The sequence below is a fragment of the Ensifer sp. LC163 genome (assembly GCF_001695855.1).
Classification (GTDB): Bacteria; Pseudomonadota; Alphaproteobacteria; order Rhizobiales; family Rhizobiaceae; genus Ensifer.
This window is the reverse complement of the sequence record NZ_MBSS01000010.1, coordinates 12151-29175: the sequence shown is the minus strand read 5'-3', so window position 1 is coordinate 29175 and position 17025 is coordinate 12151. Positions and strand designations below refer to the sequence as shown.

Annotated in this window: 17 protein-coding genes; 14 read left to right on the top strand and 3 right to left on the bottom strand. The window is 62.3% G+C overall.

What is annotated here, in order from left to right; all coding sequences use genetic code 11:
* Position 1 precedes the first annotated feature (1 nt).
* The 4 genes from BC360_RS08810 to BC360_RS08795 all read left to right on the top strand — a co-directional run bounded on the left by BC360_RS08810 (position 2) and on the right by BC360_RS08795 (position 3957).
* A complete protein-coding gene (locus BC360_RS08810) occupies positions 2-1369 on the top strand; it encodes an aspartate aminotransferase family protein (RefSeq protein ID WP_065794950.1) in 1368 nt (455 codons plus the stop codon).
* A gap of 10 nt (positions 1370-1379) precedes the next feature.
* On the top strand, positions 1380-2327 hold the full coding sequence (locus tag BC360_RS08805) for a 3-keto-5-aminohexanoate cleavage protein (protein WP_065794949.1): 948 nt from the start codon (positions 1380-1382) through the stop codon (positions 2325-2327).
* Between the two features lie 81 nt (positions 2328-2408).
* The gene (locus tag BC360_RS08800; RefSeq protein WP_065794948.1) at positions 2409-2903 is read left to right on the top strand and encodes a GNAT family N-acetyltransferase; all 495 of its coding nucleotides are present in this window, start codon (positions 2409-2411) and stop codon (positions 2901-2903) included.
* A gap of 22 nt (positions 2904-2925) precedes the next feature.
* Positions 2926-3957 (top strand): histone deacetylase family protein, encoded by a 1032-nt coding sequence (locus BC360_RS08795; protein WP_065794947.1) that lies wholly within the window; start codon positions 2926-2928, stop codon positions 3955-3957.
* A gap of 159 nt (positions 3958-4116) precedes the next feature.
* Here BC360_RS08795 and BC360_RS32660 read toward each other — a convergent pair whose 3' ends face one another.
* Positions 4117-4590 (bottom strand): hypothetical protein, encoded by a 474-nt coding sequence (locus tag BC360_RS32660; RefSeq protein ID WP_244512694.1) that lies wholly within the window; start codon positions 4588-4590, stop codon positions 4117-4119.
* Positions 4591-4717: 127 nt separating this feature from the next.
* Between BC360_RS32660 and BC360_RS32655 the strand changes: the two genes are divergently transcribed.
* The 8 genes from BC360_RS32655 to BC360_RS08755 all read left to right on the top strand — a co-directional run bounded on the left by BC360_RS32655 (position 4718) and on the right by BC360_RS08755 (position 13765).
* Complete coding sequence (locus tag BC360_RS32655; RefSeq protein WP_244512693.1) at positions 4718-5143, top strand: HlyD family efflux transporter periplasmic adaptor subunit; 426 nt, start codon at positions 4718-4720, stop codon at positions 5141-5143.
* A gap of 416 nt (positions 5144-5559) precedes the next feature.
* On the top strand, positions 5560-7122 hold the full coding sequence (locus BC360_RS08785; RefSeq protein WP_065794946.1) for an ABC transporter substrate-binding protein: 1563 nt from the start codon (positions 5560-5562) through the stop codon (positions 7120-7122).
* A gap of 59 nt (positions 7123-7181) precedes the next feature.
* On the top strand, positions 7182-8153 hold the full coding sequence (locus tag BC360_RS08780; RefSeq protein ID WP_065783587.1) for an ABC transporter permease: 972 nt from the start codon (positions 7182-7184) through the stop codon (positions 8151-8153).
* 9 nt (positions 8154-8162) lie between these two features.
* The gene (locus BC360_RS08775) at positions 8163-9113 is read left to right on the top strand and encodes an ABC transporter permease (RefSeq protein ID WP_065794945.1); all 951 of its coding nucleotides are present in this window, start codon (positions 8163-8165) and stop codon (positions 9111-9113) included.
* A 3-nt stretch (positions 9114-9116) separates the two neighbouring features.
* Complete coding sequence (locus BC360_RS08770) at positions 9117-10310, top strand: amidohydrolase family protein (protein ID WP_065794944.1); 1194 nt, start codon at positions 9117-9119, stop codon at positions 10308-10310.
* Positions 10307-11797 (top strand): amidohydrolase family protein, encoded by a 1491-nt coding sequence (locus BC360_RS08765; RefSeq protein ID WP_065794943.1) that lies wholly within the window; start codon positions 10307-10309, stop codon positions 11795-11797. Before BC360_RS08770 ends, BC360_RS08765 begins: the two co-directional genes overlap by 4 nt.
* Positions 11790-12776, top strand: coding sequence for an ABC transporter ATP-binding protein (locus BC360_RS08760; RefSeq protein ID WP_065783591.1), 987 nt, complete (start codon positions 11790-11792; stop codon positions 12774-12776). Before BC360_RS08765 ends, BC360_RS08760 begins: the two co-directional genes overlap by 8 nt.
* Positions 12773-13765: an ABC transporter ATP-binding protein gene (locus BC360_RS08755; protein ID WP_065794942.1), complete on the top strand. Its 993-nt coding sequence runs from the start codon at positions 12773-12775 to the stop codon at positions 13763-13765. The genes BC360_RS08760 and BC360_RS08755 overlap by 4 nt, the downstream gene beginning before the upstream one ends.
* An 84-nt stretch (positions 13766-13849) precedes the next feature.
* Here the strand turns inward: BC360_RS08755 and BC360_RS08750 are convergent, their stop codons facing one another.
* Positions 13850-14584 carry an aspartate/glutamate racemase family protein gene (locus BC360_RS08750; protein ID WP_065794941.1) on the bottom strand — a complete coding sequence of 245 codons (735 nt, stop codon included), beginning with the start codon at positions 14582-14584 and terminating at the stop codon, positions 13850-13852.
* A gap of 3 nt (positions 14585-14587) precedes the next feature.
* Positions 14588-15223, bottom strand: coding sequence for a flavin reductase family protein (locus BC360_RS08745; RefSeq protein ID WP_065794940.1), 636 nt, complete (start codon positions 15221-15223; stop codon positions 14588-14590).
* A 192-nt stretch (positions 15224-15415) separates the two neighbouring features.
* On the opposite strand from BC360_RS08745, the gene BC360_RS08740 reads away from it, so the two are divergent.
* Both BC360_RS08740 and BC360_RS08735 read left to right on the top strand, forming a co-directional pair.
* Positions 15416-16102, top strand: a complete 687-nt coding sequence (locus BC360_RS08740) for a GntR family transcriptional regulator (protein ID WP_065783595.1) — start codon at positions 15416-15418, stop codon at positions 16100-16102.
* A 75-nt stretch (positions 16103-16177) separates the two neighbouring features.
* The gene (locus BC360_RS08735) at positions 16178-17005 is read left to right on the top strand and encodes a bifunctional allantoicase/(S)-ureidoglycine aminohydrolase (protein WP_065794939.1); all 828 of its coding nucleotides are present in this window, start codon (positions 16178-16180) and stop codon (positions 17003-17005) included.
* Positions 17006-17025: the final 20 nt, after the last annotated feature.

Below are 17025 nucleotides of genomic sequence, written 5' to 3'. Positions count from 1 at the left end.
CATGCTCAAGACGACAGCTTCCAACGAACGGCCCGCTTCACACCTGTTCTACCAGTCGCGTCTTCGCCGGCCGCTGGTCGACCGGGCCGAGGGCATCTACCTCTGGGACCAGGATGGCCGTCGGGTAATCGACGGTTCGAGCGGTGCGATGGTGGTCAATATCGGCCACGGCAATCGCAACGTGCTCGAGGCGATGAAACGGCAGATGGATCGCGTGACCTTCGCCTATCGCCTTCACTTCGAAAACGAACCGGCGGAAGAATTGGCCCGTCGCGCTGCCGAAAAGCTGCCCGAAGGCATGGACAAGATCTTCTTCGTCTCCGGCGGGTCCGAAGCGGTCGAATCCTGCCTGAAGCTCGCCCGCCAATGGGCGGTTGCGACCGGCCAGAAGGATCGCTGGAAGGTGATCTCCCGTTTCCCGTCCTACCACGGCGGCACGCTCGGCGCTCTGGCGGTCACCGGCTATGCGGCGTTCTCCGATCCGTTCTCGCCAATGATGCGCGAAATGCCGAAAGTGCCGGCGCCGACCGCCTATCTCGATCGCGACAATCTCTCGATGGAGCAACGCGGCATCAAATATGCCGACATGCTGGAAGACAGGATCCAGTCCGAAGGCCCTGAAAGCGTGCTGGCCTTCATCATGGAGCCGATTGGCGGTGCGTCGACCGGCGCCCTGGTCGCACCCGACAGCTACTACAAGCGCATCCGCGAAATCTGCGACAAATACGGTATCCTGCTGATCCACGACGAGGTCATGAGCGGAGCCGGTCGCACCGGAAAATTCCTCGGCGGCGACCATTGGGGCTGCAGACCGGATCTGATCGCGCTGTCGAAGGGCTTCGCCTCGGGCTATTGCCCACTGGGCGCGATGGCAGCGCCGTCGAGGCTGGTTCAGCCGGTGCTCGACGCCGGCGGTTTCCAGCATGGCTTCACCTATGCCGGCAATCCGCTTGCCTGCGCTGCCGGGCTTGCGGTGCTCGACGAGATTGATCGGCTCGGCCTCATCGACAATGCAGCCGCCATGGGCGACGCGCTCAAGGCCGAACTGGTCGCGCTCTCCGAGCGGTTCCCCTTCATCGGTGACGTCAGAGGCAAGGGCCTGCTGCTCGCAGCCGAGTTCGTCTCGGACCCTGAGACGATGAAGCCCCTGCCGAAGGAATTGAACGCGCATCAGCGGGTCGTCGATCTCGCCTATGAGCGCGGGCTGATTATCTATTCCCGCCGCACCCGGGGCGGCGTCGAAGGCGATCATTTCCTGGTCTGCCCGCCGATGATCATCACCAGGGAGCAGATTGGCGAGATCGTCGCCATCCTCGGCGACGTGCTCGAGCAGCTTGCCGACGAGCTCAACCTTCCCGCCAACCGCTGAGATCGACATCATGACGAAAACCAAGACGTCGCGCAGGAAGGTCATCATCACCTGCGCGGTGACGGGCTCGGTGCACACGCCGACCATGTCGCCCCACCTGCCGATCACGCCGGACCAGATCGCCTCAGAGGCGATCGCAGCGGCCGAGGCCGGCGCCTCGATCCTGCACCTGCATGCGCGAAACCCGACTGACGGACGCCCGTCCGCCGACCCTTCGCTGTTCATGCAGTTTCTGCCGCGCATCAAGCAGTCGACCGACGCAGTCGTGAACATTTCTACCGGCGGCTCGTCCTTGATGGCGCTTGAAGATCGTCTGGCGGCGTCAATGCGGGCCGAGCCGGAAATGTGCTCGCTCAACATGGGATCCATGAACTTTGCCCTGTTTCCGGCGCTGGACAAACCGACCGCGTGGAAACACGATTGGGAGCCGGAACTGCTGGAGGCGACCCGCAGCTCGATCTTCAAGAACACCTTTGCCGACATGGAGTTCATCCTCACCCGGCTGGGTCAGGGATGCGGAACGCGGTTCGAATTCGAATGCTACGACGTCGGCCATCTCTATTCGCTGGCGCATTTCCGCGACCGTGGACTGGTCTCCGGCCATCTGTTCATTCAGTTCGTCTTCGGCATTCTGGGCGGCATCGGCGCCGACCCCGAAAACCTGACGCACATGAAGCGGATCGCCGACAAGCTCTTCGGCGACGACTACTCGTTCTCGGTACTTGCCGCCGGCCGGCATCAGATGCCGATGATCACCATGGCGGCGGCGATGGGCGGCAACGTGCGTGTGGGACTGGAAGACAGCCTCTACAATGGCCGCGGTCAACTTGCGACCAGCAACGCCGAACAGGTTCACCGTATCCGCACGGTTCTCGACGCCTTGTCACTGGAGGTTGCCAGCCCTAAGGAGGCGCGTGATCTTCTCGGCCTCAAAGGCGGAGATCAGGTGGCATTCTGACGCCGGCGGTTCGGGCACGCTTTGCCTGCGGTCGTCGGCCGCCGGCAGTGAAAGGGGATAGAAGTGACGACGACGCAGAGCATGATCGCGGATATCCGCATTCGAGCGGGTAAAATCGAGGACGCCGGCGCCATACACAGGGCGATCCTGGCGATGGGGCGCGGGCTCGATATGGCGGATAAAGTCACCTGTTCAGTGGACGACTACCGCCGGTTCGGCTTCGGTCCGGACGCTGCTTTCGGCAGTTTAATTGCCGAGGTGGATGGAGGCTTTGCCGGCCTTTGCCTGTTCTTTCCGATCTTCTCGACCTGGCGCGGGCGGCCGGGCGTCTTCGTGCAGGACCTGTATGTCGATGACCGCTTCCGTGGCCTTGGTATCGGCGAGCGCCTGCTTCGCGAAGTGGCGACATGGTCCAAGGCGCGCGGCGGGGACTATCTGCGGCTGGAAGTCGACGGAGAGAACGTGCCGGCGCAGCGCCTTTACGAGCGTCTCGGCATCATCTGGCAGACGAAAGATCGCGCGCATGCCGCCTATGGCGGGGCCTTCGTGGCACTCGCCGAGGGGCTAGAAATTTGAAGACGAAGGAGCTGGAGAGAGCATGAAAGCCTTCTACGCACAGGAACAGAAGCGACACGATCCGAAGGCTTTCCTTTCGAGTGGTGCGCCGCAGCCGAACCCGGAGCAGCCCGAGCGGGTGGAGCGGTTGCTGATTGGGGCCCGCGATGCCGGATGCACGATGCTTCGGCCGCGCGATCACGGCCTTGGCCCGATTGCCGCCGTGCATACGCCCGAATATCTCGACTTCCTCGAACATATCTACGCCCGTTGGCAGCGGATCGCCGAAGCTTCCGACGAGGTGATCCCGAACATCCACCCGCTGGCGCGTGATGGCAGATACCCGGCTTCCGCGGTGGGGCAGGCCGGATATCACATGGCGGACACCGCATGTCCGATCTCCGGAGAAACTTGGGAGAGCGTGCGCTGGAGCGCCTGGAGCGCGGTCGATGCTGCAGACGCCGTGATGGCTGGCGATCGCGCCGCCTATGCGCTCTGCCGCCCACCCGGACATCACGCTTTTGCCGACGTCGCCGGCGGCTTCTGCTTCCTCAACAATTCCGCCGTTGCGGCGCAGCGCTTTCTGTCGAATGCGGCGCGTGTCGTGATCCTCGATATCGACCTGCATCACGGCAACGGCACGCAGGGTATCTTCTACCAACGCTCCGACGTGCTGACGGTCTCGATCCATGCGGATCCCGTACGCTTCTACCCCTTCTTCTGGGGACATGCCGACGAGCGCGGCGAGGGGGCCGGCCTTAGCTACAACCTCAATCTGCCGCTGGAGCGCAAGTCCGGCGACGCGGAATTCCTTGCGGCCCTCGACGTCGCCTTCCGCCGGATCCGCGCCTACGCGCCGGACGCGCTGGTGGTGGCGCTCGGCCTCGATGCCTTCGAGGGCGACCCCTTCGGCGGCCTGTCGGTGTCGACATCAGGCTTCGCAAGAATCGGCGCGGCGATCGCCGACTTGCGCCTGCCGACGGCCATCGTTCAGGAGGGCGGCTATCTCTGCGATGCGCTGGCCGACAATCTGACGTCTTTTCTCACGGGCTTCGGCGCTGCCGCCAAGCTCTGAGGCTACCGTTACGTCAACGAACGGAAGCTTTAATCTATTGTGTCATAGATGATGCCGAATTTATTGTTTTTGCTATAGCTTTCTGAGAAGGAAGTGGCATGCGAAACGTCTCGCCAACGTCGGGAAACAGGCGGCTTGCCTCGTCGATGAAACCGCGGATCAGCGGCAAATGGCGGCGCTCCGCCAGGCAGATCGCATATTCGTCGATGATCTCTTTTGCATCGTCGATCGGCACGAAGGAATGCCTTCCCGCAAACGCTCGTGTCGCGCGCCGGAGATCCGGACCTTGCTGCAATGATGCACGCCGAGCAACAACTTTATGAAAGCCGCAGGGATGTGCGCGAGAGCAAGAAGCGACAACTGGAGCGGCGCGTGCAGCAGTTGAACGACGAGATCCGCGGCATGGAGGCCGAGCGGACCGCCAGCAGCCGCGAGCGAATCCTGATCAAAGAAGAACTCGGTCGTTACACCTTCCTGCACGACAAAGGGCTGATGGAAAAGAGCCGTCTCAGCACGCTCGAGCGCCAGGCAACCGATATCGACGGCGAGATGGGCAGGCTGCTGGCCGGCGGCGCCGGTGTGCACGAAAAGATCGCCGAGACATCGCTGCAGATCATTCAGGTTGACGAGCAATGGGCCGAGGAGGTCAGAACGGACCTGCGTGAAATGGATGCCCGGATCGGCGAATATGTCGAGCGCAAGGTTGCGGCCGAAGACCAGCTGAAGCGGGTCGATATCATTGCGCCACAGAACGGCATCTGTGCACCAGCTCGCCGTTCACACCGTTGGCGGCGTGGTTGCTCCCGGCGAGCCGATCATGATGATCGTGCCGGACATCGACAAGCTCGTCGTGGAGGCCAAGGTGGTGCCGCAGGATATCGACCAGATCTATTCCGGGCAAAGGGCGATCCTGCGTTTCTCCGCCTTCAGCCAGAAGACGACGCCGGAAATTTTTGGCGCGGTCGAACGGGTGTCCGCCGATGTGTCGGTCGACCAGCGGACTGGTGCGAGCTACTACTTCGCGCGGATCGCGATCGCGCCGGAAGAGATCCAAAGGCTTGGCAATGTCTCCCTGATGCCCGGCATGCCGGTCGAAACGTTCATTACCACGGGCGAGCGCAGTGTTGCGTCCTATTTCATCAAGCCGCTGATGGATCAGGTCAGTCGAGCTTTTCGCGAAAGCTGAGCCAGCCCTCGATTCGCGATCGATCGGCCGTTTCGAACGAATTACAGCCCGTCCCGTCCGGTCATCCGACCATGGCGGGGCGGGCTGTTTTTGTGTCGCGGCCGCATGCGGTCTGCCGAGATGGCTCTTCGCTCAGCCCATCGTGCCTTTCGTTAACGGCACCCTGCCGGGAAAAGTAGGCTGGCAACCCGCGTCGCGCGTCAGGTCTGCAAGAGGCCGCCGCTTCAAAGCCGCTGAATTCGCGCCGCTTTTCCCCATAAAACGGCACCCGTTAATTCTTGCCAACAAAATTGTCGACAAAATAGTTGACATTAACGCCAACAACTTCAAATCTAGCGTTGTCAGCCTCAGCGATCGAGGGATCGCGGACCGACAGGGTCGGCACGGCGACGGATGAGAAAAACAGAGGGAACCACATGAAACTGAGAAAGCATCTCCTTGCGGGGTTGGCATTCGCCTTTCTCGCCTCGACGGCATCGGCCGAAACGCTGCGCTGGGGCAGCCCGCGGGATATCTTCTCGCTCGACCCATATTCCTACGGCAGCACGTCGAACCTGGCCTTCCTCAATCACGTCTATGAGGGTCTGGCGCGCTACACGCCGGAATTCGTCGTTGAGCCGGCACTCGCCACCAAGTGGGAACTGGTCTCCGAAAAGGTCTGGCGCTTTCACCTGCGCAAGGGCGTGAAGTTCCAGAACGGCGCCGATTTTACCGCCGACGACGTCCTTGCCTCGATGGCACGCGTCAGCCACCCGACGTCGCCCCTGCGCGGCAACATTCCGGCCTATGTCTCCACGACGAAGGTGGACGATTACACAGTCGATATCGAAGTGAATTCGCCGAGCCCGCTGTTCCTCAACGACATGACCAACATCTTCATGTTCGACAAGGACTGGCTGATCGAGAACAAATCCGAATTGCCGACCGATGTCGGCGGCAAGGTCGAGGGTTACACCACCTATCACACCAACGGCACCGGGCCGTTCATCGTTGAATCGCGTGTGCCGGACAGCAAGACCGTGCTCGTCAAGAATAACGGCTGGTGGGATACGCCGAAGCACAATCTCGATCGCATCGAATTCACGCCGATCACGTCGGCCGCGACCCGCGTCGCCGCCCTCCTGTCGGGCGAGATCGACCTTACCGACGGCGCGCCCGTGCAGGATCTCGATCGGTTGAAGAGCGATCCGAACATCAAGGTTGTCGAGCGCTCCGACCTGCGCACGATCCACCTCGTCTTCAACCGTAAGGACAAGCTCGCTGACGGCCGCGAAAACTTCTTCAACGACATCAAGGTCCGCCAGGCGATCGATCACGCGATAGACCGGCAATTGATCTTCAAGCGCGTGATGCGCGGCAAGTCGCACGTGGCCGGCACCATGGTCGCGCCGGAAATCCCGGGCTACAGCGCCGAACTCGACGTGCCGACCGCCTACGATCCGGAACTGTCGAAGAAGCTTTTGGAAGAAGCGGGGGCCGTCGGCACCGAGTTCACGCTCGTCTGCATGAACGACGAAAGCGTCAACGAGGAAGACGTCTGCAGCGCGCTCGTTTCGATGCTGTCGCGTGTCGGCCTCAAGCCAACGCTCGATATCGGTCCGCGCGCTGTGCAGGCGCCGAAGCGCGCCGGCGGCAAGTCCGACGCTTTCATGATCGGCTGGGCCAACGAGCCGACGCTCGATGCCTATTCGATCCTGATCCAGGTGCTTTCGACCCGCGAAGGTGCGGCCGGCGTCGCCAACTATGGCGGTTGGTCCTATCCCGAACTCGACGCAATGGTGAAGAAGGCCGCCGTCGAAATGGATCGCGACAAGCGATTGGCAATCGAAACCGAAGCGCTGAAATTTGCCAAGGATCAGGTCATCATGATCCCCTTGCATCAGCAGCCGATGGCATGGGCTATGTCCAAGGAAGTGACCGACGTCACCATCCGCGCCGACAACAAGCCGCGCCACTGGCTGACCCGTATCGGTGATTGAGCCCACATTGCCCCGGCAGAGCCTGCTCTGTCGGGGTTTCTCATTGAGCGGGAAACCCAATGATTGTCTTTCTCATCAAGCGGCTGGCTAATGCCGTGCTGGTCATGCTTGCCGTCGCGCTGATGGCCTTCATGATCTTTCGTTTCGCCGGCGACCCGGTCGAATTGATGGCCAACGAACAGATGTCGCAGGCCGACCGGCTCGAACTGCGCGAAAAGCTCGGTCTGAACGATCCGTTCCTGAGCCAGTATGTGCGCTTCGTCGTCAACGCGGCCCAAGGCGATTTCGGCATCAGCTACCGCAACGGCCAGGACGTGATGACGCTGATCGCCGAACGTTTCCCTGCCACCATCGAACTGGCTCTGGTGGCCACGGTCCTGTCGCTGCTGATCGGCATTCCGCTCGGCGTTCTGACGGCGATCCATCGCGGCCGCTGGTATTCGGAGGGCCTGCAGTTCGTGAGCATTATCGGTGTCTCCCTGCCGAGTTTTGTCGTTGGCATTCTGCTGATCCTTGTCTTTGCCGTTTCGCTTGGTCTGGTGCCGGCCTTTGGCCGCGGCGACGTCGTCCAGATCGGCTGGTGGAGCACCGGCCTCTTGACCGCATCCGGGCGCGCTTCCTTGCTTCTGCCGTCCTTTGCGCTTGCGCTCTATCAGATCACCCTCGTCATGCGGCTCGTTCGCGCCGAGATGATGGAGGTGCTGCGCTCGGATTTCGTGAAGTTCGCCCGTGCCCGCGGCGTACCGCGGTGGCGCATCAACTTCCGGCACGCGCTTCGAAACTGTCTGATGCCGGTCGTCACCATGACCGCGATGAATGTCGGATCGCTGATCGCCTTCGCCCTGATCACCGAGACCGTATTCCAATGGCCGGGAATGGGCATGCTGTTCATCCAGGCGGTGACCTTCCTCGATATCCCGGTGATGGCAGGCTACCTGTGCATCGTCTCTTTCATCTTCGTCACGCTGAACACGCTCGTCGATATCGCCTATGCGGTCATCGATCCGCGTCTTCGCGATGCCACACGCTGAGGCCGCCCCATGACTGACCAGGCTCAGGAAACAACCACGATAGCCAAGACCGGCCGGCTCACGCGCTGGCGCCAGAGCGATCTCTGGTGGTCTTTCACCCGCAGCCCGTCGGCAATCGCCGGCGCGCTGATCCTGCTCGCTCTTATCGCCGCGGCCTTCGCCGCACCCTTGATCGCGCCGCAGAACCCGTTCGATCCGGCCCAGCTCGATCTCTGGAATTCGGAGTTGCCGCCGATCTGGCAGGCCGATGGTCAATGGCCGTTCATCCTCGGCACAGACACCCAGGGCCGCGACATGCTGTCGGCCATCCTCTACGGTTCACGTATTTCGATCCTGATCGGGGTCTGTTCGGTGATCCTGTCGCTGACAGTCGGCCTCAGCCTCGGTCTCATCGCCGGCTATTTCGGCGGGATCATCGACAATATCCTGATGCGCATCGGCGATGTTCTGCTCTCGATCCCAACGATCCTGATCGCCATTCTCGTCAGCGCGGTTGCCCGACAGATGCTGCCGCCGGAGCTGCGCGATGTCGGATCGGGCGCTGTCCTCGTGCTGGCGATCACGCTCAGCGCCTGGGTTCAATATGCCCGAACCGTGCGCGCCCAGACGATCGTCGAGCGCGGCAAGGAATATGTGCAGGCGGCCCGGCTCCTGAAGACGCCGGCGCGGCGCATCATGCTCAACCATATCCTGCCGAACACGCTGACGCCGATCATGGTCGCCGCCACGCTGAACTTCGGCATGGCGATCCTGACGGAAGCGACACTCTCCTTCCTCGGCATCGGCATGCCGCCGAGCCAGCCCAGCCTCGGGACGCTCATCCGCCTCGGCAACCAGTTCCTCTTCTCCGGTGTCTGGTGGGTCGTCCTGTTCCCGGTGCTGCAGCTTTGCCTTCTCGTCGTCTCGGTCAACCTTCTGGGTGACTGGCTGCGCGACGCACTCAATCCGAAACTGAGGTGAACGATGTCCAATCTTCTGATCCGTAACGTCCGTCCCCACGGCGGGGCACTGACGGATATCCTGATCCGCGACGGCAAGATCGACGCGATCGGTGAGAACCTTGAGGCCGACGGCGTGGCGATCGAGGATGGCCGTGGCCACATCGCCATTCCCGGTCTGGTCGAGGCCCACACCCATCTCGACAAGTCCGTCTGGGGCATGCCCTGGCACGAAAATGCCAAGGTCGCGACGCTGCGCGAACGTATCGATTTCGAGCGCGAGAAGCGGCTTGAGATCGGCATCGATCCGCATCGCCAGTCCATGCGCCAGGCAGTCCTGCTGGCGGCAAACGGCGCCAGCCATATTCGCAGCCATGTCGACATCGATACCACCCATGGCCTGCGCCTGATGGAAGGCCTCATTGAGACCCGCGAGGCGCTCGATGGCATCATCGACATCGAGATCGTCGCCTTTCCGCAGTCGGGATTGGTAACGCGCCCAGGCACCGTCGAACTTCTCGACCAGGCTCTGAGCAATGGCGCGGAAGTCCTTGGCGGAATTGATCCTTGCGGTATCGACCGCGATCCGAAGGGGCACCTCGATGCCGTCTTCGGGCTCGCCGAAAGACATGGCAAGCCAATCGATATCCACTTGCATGAAGCCGGCGAACTCGGCGCCTTCAGCATGGAAATGATGTTCGAGCGCATTCGCGCGCTCGGCATGCAGGGGCGGGTTGCAATCAGCCACGCCTTTGCGCTCGGCGCTCCCGATTACCTGCGGGTCGCCGGCCTTATCGAGCAGATCGCCGATCTCGATGTGCGCATCGTCACGACAGGCTCGCCGTCCTCGACGGTACCGTCGATCATGCGCCTCAAGGAGGCTGGCGTGAAAGTGGCCGCCGGTTGCGATGGCATTCGCGATACCTGGGGACCCTGGGGCCAACCCGACATGATGGATCGCGCTCGCATCCTCGGCATGAAGAACGGGCTGCGCCGTGACGTCGATCTGGAGCACGCGCTTCATGTCTGCTCGACCGGTGGAGCTGACGTCATGGACATTGCCGGCTATGGCCTCGACGTCGGTTGCAATGCCGATTTCACCCTGCTGGTCGGCGAAACGCTCGCCCATGCCGTCGTCGAAGTCGCACCGCGTCCGCTTGTCGTCAAGCGCGGTCGCGTCATTGCCCGTAACGGTGTCGCGGAGGTGGCCATCCCATGATCGATCTCAAGGATTTGAAGCTCGGCGCGCGCGCCGAAGGCCGCACGCTGCTGACTGCCCAATGGGTGCTCGGCCATCGTGACGGTAGTCATCGTCTGATCCCGAATGGCGAAGTGGTCATAGAAGGCGGCAGCCTGCTATATGTTGGGCCGCACTTCGAGGGCGAGGTGGCTCGCAGGATCGATTTCGGCGCGGCGATGATCAGCCCCGGCCTGATCGACCTCGACGCCCTGTCGGATCTCGACACGACGATTCTTGCGGTCGACCATCAACCCGGCTGGGCCAAGGGCCGGGTCTGGCCGCGATCCTACGTCGAGCGCGGTCCCTATGAAATGTACACGCAGGAGGAGCTGGCGTTTCAGAAGCGCTTTTCCTTCGCCCAGCTGCTGCTCAACGGCATCACGACTGCGGCGCCAATCGCGTCGTTGTTCTACCGCGAGTGGGGCGAGACGGTCGAGGAATTCGCCGCAGCCTCCGATGCTGCCGGCGATCTCGGCCTGCGCGTCTATCTCAGCCCCGCCTACCGATCCGGCGGCATGGTGCTGGAAGCGCCGGGACAGCTCGAAGCCGTGTTCGACGAGGCGAGGGGGCTGCAGGGCCTCAACGACGCCATCGGCTTCATCCGCGATCATGACGGCCGCCATGGCGGCCTGGTTCGCGGCCTGCTGGCGCCCGACCGGGTCGAGACGTGCACGGAACGCCTGCTCAGGCAAACGGCGGATGCCGCGCGTGAACTTGATTGCCCGATCAGGCTTCACGCCGCGCAAGGGACAATGGAGGTCGACACGGTTCGCCGCCTTCACGGCAAGACGGCGCCGGAGTGGATGGCGAGTCTCGGCTTCCTGAGTTCGCGGCTGATCGCACCCCACGCCACGCAGGCAACCTCGAACGACCTGCAGCTCTATGCCGACAACGGCGTCAGCATCGTCCATTGCCCGCTGGTCTCGGCACGGGGCGGCAGCACGCTCAACTCCTTCCGCTCGGTCAAGGAGCGCGGCATCAACATCGCCATGGGCACCGACACGACGCCGCCTGACATGCTGATGAACCTGCTTGTCGGCCTCATCACCTGCCGCGTCGTCGAGGGCGATACCGCAGCCGTCAGCTGTGCCGATCTCTTCGATGCCGCCACCCTGGGCGGAGCGAAGGCCTTGGGACGCAGCGATCTCGGGCGGCTTGAGGCAGGCGCTCGGGCTGACATCGCGGTCTTCGACCTGATGGATCACCATATGGCGCCGGCGATCGATCCGATCACGACGCTGGTCGTGGGCGGCTCGGGGCGTGTCACCAAGACAGTCTTCGTCGACGGTCGGTTGTCCATGCATGAAGGCAAAGTGGCCGGCATCGACATGGATGCGGCACGCCGGCAGGCGCAGCGGCAGTTCGATGGGCTGATTGCCAAGTACCCCGAACGCAGCTGGGCACACCCACCCGTCAGCGAAATCTTCCCACCCAGCTATCCCTTGGAGGTACTGCGGCATGAGTGAGCTCGTAACATCGCCGGTTCTCGACGTGCGAGGACTTTGCGTCGAGTTTCCCGGACGGCACGGCACTGTTGCGGCATTGTCTGATGTCTCGCTCAGCATTCGGCCAGGCGAGATCCTGGGCGTGGTCGGCGAATCCGGCGCCGGCAAGTCGATGACCGGCCTTGCCGTGCAGGGCCTGCTCGAACCGCCGGGGCGGATATCCGGCGGCGAGGTCTGGCTTTCGGGCCGCCGCATCGACCAGCTTTCCGACACGGAGATGCAGGGCGTGCGCGGCCGGCAGATCGGCGCGATCTTTCAGGATCCGCTGACATCGCTGAACCCGCTCTTTACCGTCGGCGCGCAGCTGGTCGAGACGATCCGCCTTCACCTGAAGCTGTCGAAGCAGGGTGCCAAGGAACGCGCCATCCACCTGCTCAAGGAAGTGGGCATTCCAGCACCGGAGGCCCGCTTCGATCACTATCCGCACCAGTTCTCGGGCGGCATGCGGCAGCGTGTGGTCATTGCCCTTGCGCTTGCGGCGGAGCCGAAGCTGATCATCGCCGATGAACCGACGACGGCTCTTGATGTGTCGATCCAGGCGCAGATCACCTCTCTCCTGCGTCGTCTCTGCGACGACCATGGCACATCCGTCATGCTCGTGACCCATGACATGGGCGTGATCGCCGAGACAGCCGATCGCGTCGCGGTGATGTATGCCGGGCGATTGGTCGAGATCGGCCCGGTGGAAGAAGTGCTGCGCAATGCACGTCATCCCTATACGCGCGGGCTGATGGGCTCGATCCCGGCGCTCGGCCGTCGGGTCGAGCGGCTGAACCAGATCGACGGCTCGATGCCGCGTCTGAACGCCATCCCGCGCGGCTGCGCCTTCAATCCGCGTTGTCCCGAAGCGGGGCGGCGTTGCCGTGAAGATCGCCCGGAGCCGACCCCGGTCGGCCTCGGTGTCAGTGCTTGCTGGCTCAATGCAGGAGGAGTTCTATGAGTGACGCCCTGACCGTCAACGATCTGACGTGCAATTTCGATGTGTCGGCCCCGTGGCTGAACCGGGTCCTGGAGCGCAAGCCACGCCAGTTCGTGCGAGCGGTCGACGACATCAGCTTCACTGTGCCGATGGGTGGCTGCCTCAGCTTGGTGGGTGAATCCGGCTGCGGCAAGTCGACCGTCGCCCGGCTTGTCACGGGTCTCTATCACGCCTCGGAGGGAGAGGTACGCTTCGCTCCCGGGCGTTCGGGCGAGCCACTTTCCGCCCAGATGATCTTCCAGGATCCCTTCGCCAGCCTCAATCCGCGCTGGCGGGTAAAGAACATCATCGCCGAGCCGCTGCGCGAACTGAAGCTGCGCAACTCGGAAGCAGAGGTGATGGAGCGTGTGGGCGAGTTGCTGCGTATCGTCGGCCTTGCGCCTTCGGACGGTTCGAAATTCCCACACGAGTTCTCCGGTGGTCAGCGTCAGCGTATTTCGATTGCGCGCGCACTTGCCGGCGAGCCGGAGTTCCTCGTCTGCGACGAACCGACCTCGGCGCTCGACGTTTCGGTGCAGGCTCAGATCCTCAACCTGATGCGCAAATTGCAGGATGAGATGGGACTCACCTATCTCTTCATCAGCCACGACATGAGCGTGGTCCGCCATATGTCGGATCGGATTGCGGTGATGTACCTCGGCCGCATCGTCGAGGAGGCGGACACGGAGACGCTTTTCGCCAATCCGCGCCATCCCTATACGCGGTTGTTGCTGGAGACGATTCCTGACATTGCCGAACCAAAGCGCCAGCGCAGCATCACGGCAAGCGAAGTGCCGAGCCCGCTCAATCCGCCGTCGGGCTGCACCTTTCACCCGCGTTGTCCGTTGGCTGATGCCCGTTGCAAGAGCGAACGCCCCGCGATGAGAGGCTTTTCCGATGGTTCCCGTGCGGCGTGCCACCGCGTCGAGGAAGCTCTGGCGTCACCGGCCAAGCCAACGCAGGCGGCATAGTCCAAGCGTCATCAGCAGAATAAGAAAAGCTCCGGAGGGTCGTTCCTCCGGAGCTTTTTGTTTTCAGTTACTTGCAGATGTTTCTTAAGCTACTGAATCCACAATGCGGGCGATTGTCGGAGCCTTGACTCTCGGATAGTCATAGGCACCCACCTTGGAGGTGGAGTAGCCGGCACCAACCAGCGCTTCGGCGAGCTTGATTGCAGCGGTTACGCCATCGATCACCGGCATGCCGGTCCTCAGCTTCAGCCGGTCGCACAGTTCCGACATGCCCGCACAGCCGAGAATGATCGCTTCGGTGCCGTCCTCATGCCTGGCGCGCAGGATTTCCCGCACGAGCATTTCTTCCGTATGGGCGAGGTCCTCCTCAAGCGCCAGCACGGGCATGTCCACCGAGCGCACCTTGCGACAACGATGGCCGGCACCGTAGGCATCGACCAGGTCCTCGATGATCGGCACCGAGCGCGGTAAGGTCGTGATGATGGAAAAACGCGTGGCGATGTTCATCGCCACCTGTATGGCCGCCTGACAGATGCCGATGACCGGTCCGCGTGCGATTTCACGCGCAGCGCCAAGGCCCGGATCGTCGAAGCAGGCGATGACATAGGCATCGACCCCGCGCGCCTCGCCGGCGCGGATTTCGGCAAGCATCGCAGGCACAGCCATGGCCTCGTCTGCATGACCTTCGATGCTGGCGGGGCTTGTGGTCGGGTTGACGGACTCCACCAGCGTTGAGGGTGCGGCAACCCTCTCGGCGCTACGGTGCGCCTGTTCGGTCATCGAGGCGGTGGAGTTCGGGTTGACGACAAGGATGCGCATGGATCAGTTCGTTTTCGATTTGGGAGCGGCAAAGGACGCGATGTCGGGTGCCCGCATCTCGAACTGTCGATCGGAGGTGATGTAGTTGTTTGCGTGAAGGCGCGCGATTGGTTGATAGCTCGACGGATCGACATAGTGGCCGTTGTCATCCAGGCAGTCCTTGCGCACATGCATGTGGACGACCTCGCCCAGGACAATGACCCGCCGGTCGTACTCGATCAGCCGTTCGACCCGGCACTCCATAGAACAAGGCGATTCGACGATGCGGCGGGCACCGACCTTGACGCCATCGGCCCCTGTGAGCCCCGCCATCGCCACCTCGTCGACATCCGGTTCGAAGGTGAGGCCGCAGACGAGCATCTGGTCGGCGATCGCCATGTCGACCATGTTGACGACGAACTCGTTTGTGCGTCGGATGTTGCTGACCGTGTCCTTCTCTTCGCCGTTCGGTCGTGTCTGGATGCCCAGGATCACGATGGGCGGATCATGCGAGAACACGTTGAAGAAGCTCATCGGCGCGGCGTTGTCCTGGCCGCTTGGCGAGAGCGTGGACACGAGCGCGATCGGGCGCGGACCGATGAAATTTGTCAGCAACCGGTAGCGGTCCTGGGCGGGCAGTTCGGTGAAGTCGAAGTCCATCAATGAGCTCTCGGGTCGGGTACGGTCGGCTGTCAAACCGGTCGATGGCCGTTGTTTAAGTGGTTGCCACAGCATACCAAGTTACGGTACACAATATTGTCTACAATTTTGTAGTCAATATCAAACTGCAGTGAGTGGAATTGACTTTGAGAGCTGGCCGGCCAGAGTATGCGAACGGCTATGGGAGATTTCATGTACAATGCGGACGAAACCGCCGGGGCGCCGACGGCTATCATTTGTGAGAAGATCTGGCTTGCGATCGCGGAGCGGCGGCTGCGTCCCGGCACCCGCCTCAAGGAAGAGCAGCTTGCCGAGATTTTCTCCGTCAGTCGAGCCCGTATCCGCCAGGCGCTGACCGCGCTGGAACGGGATGGGCTGGTCACGATCATGCCAAACCGTGGCGCCTTCGTGTCCGAGCCGTCTGTGGACGAAGCGCGGGACGTCTTCGTCACGAGAAGGGCGATCGAACAACGCGTCGTCGAGCGCCTGTGCGAGCGCGCCACGGTGGAAGACATCGAGCGCATGCGCTCTCATGTCGATGAAGAACGGGTTGCGGGCAGGGCAGGTGATCTCTCTGCAATCGTTCGTCTTTCCGGCGGATTCCACCTGCTTCTGGCGGAACTCTCCGGCTCCGCCTTCCTCTTCGGCATCCTGCGGGACTTGGTTTCGAGAACTTCGCTGATCACCGCCATGTACCGGTCGAACCACCTGCACAACTGCGGGCCGGACGAACATATGGCGGTCGTCGACCGCATCGCGGCGAGGGATGTGGACACGGCGATCAAGGAGATGGCCGAACATCTGCACCACGTAGAGGCGGAACTGGATCTCGATGAAGAGAAGGATCAGCCGCGCGACCTGCGCGCCGCGCTGCTTTGACATTCCATTGGCAATAACCCCAACCGCGCCGCTCTTGTGAGGAGGCGGCGCCTGTTTGAGAACTGAAGGACGGAAATGACTGGTCGTAACTACTACGCGCCCCATGGCGGCGCTCCGGAACAAACGCAGCTCCTGACGGACCGCGCGGTCTTCACCGAGGCTTATGCGGTGATTCCGAAGGGTGTGATGATGGACATCGTCACCAGCTATCTGCCGTTCTGGGACAAAACCCGCCTGTGGATATTGTCACGTCCATTGTCCGGTTTTGCTGAAACATTTTCGCAGTACATCATGGAAATCGCTCCCGGCGGCGGCAGCGACCGGCCGGAACTCGACGAGGGTGCTGAGGGTGCGCTGTTCGTCGTCGAGGGCGAGCTGACCGTCACGCTCGACGGTAAGGAGCACCGGATGCTGCCCGGCGGATTCGCCTTCATTCCGCCTGCGAGCAACTGGACGGCGCATAACAGAAGCGAAGCGCCTGTTCGCTTCCATTGGGTCCGCAAGGCCTATGAGTACGTCGATGGTCTTCCTACCCCTGAAGCCTTCTTCACCAACGAAGCCGATATCACGCCTTCAGCCATGCCCGGCACGGAAGGCAAGTGGGCAACGACTCGTTTCGTCGACCCGACCGATCTCCGGCACGACATGCACATGACCATCGTGACCTTCGAACCGGGCGCGATCATTCCCTTTGCCGAAACCCACGTCATGGAGCATGGCCTCTACGTGCTCGAGGGCAAGGCCGTCTATCGGCTTAACCAGGACTGGGTCGAAGTCGAAGCCGGCGACTACATGTGGCTTCGCGCATTCTGCCCGCAGGCCTGCTACGCCGGCGGCCCCGGCAAGTTCCGCTACCTGCTCTACAAGGACGTCAACCGTCACATGAAGCTGCGCGCGCGCTAAGATCCGCGGCAACATTGCCT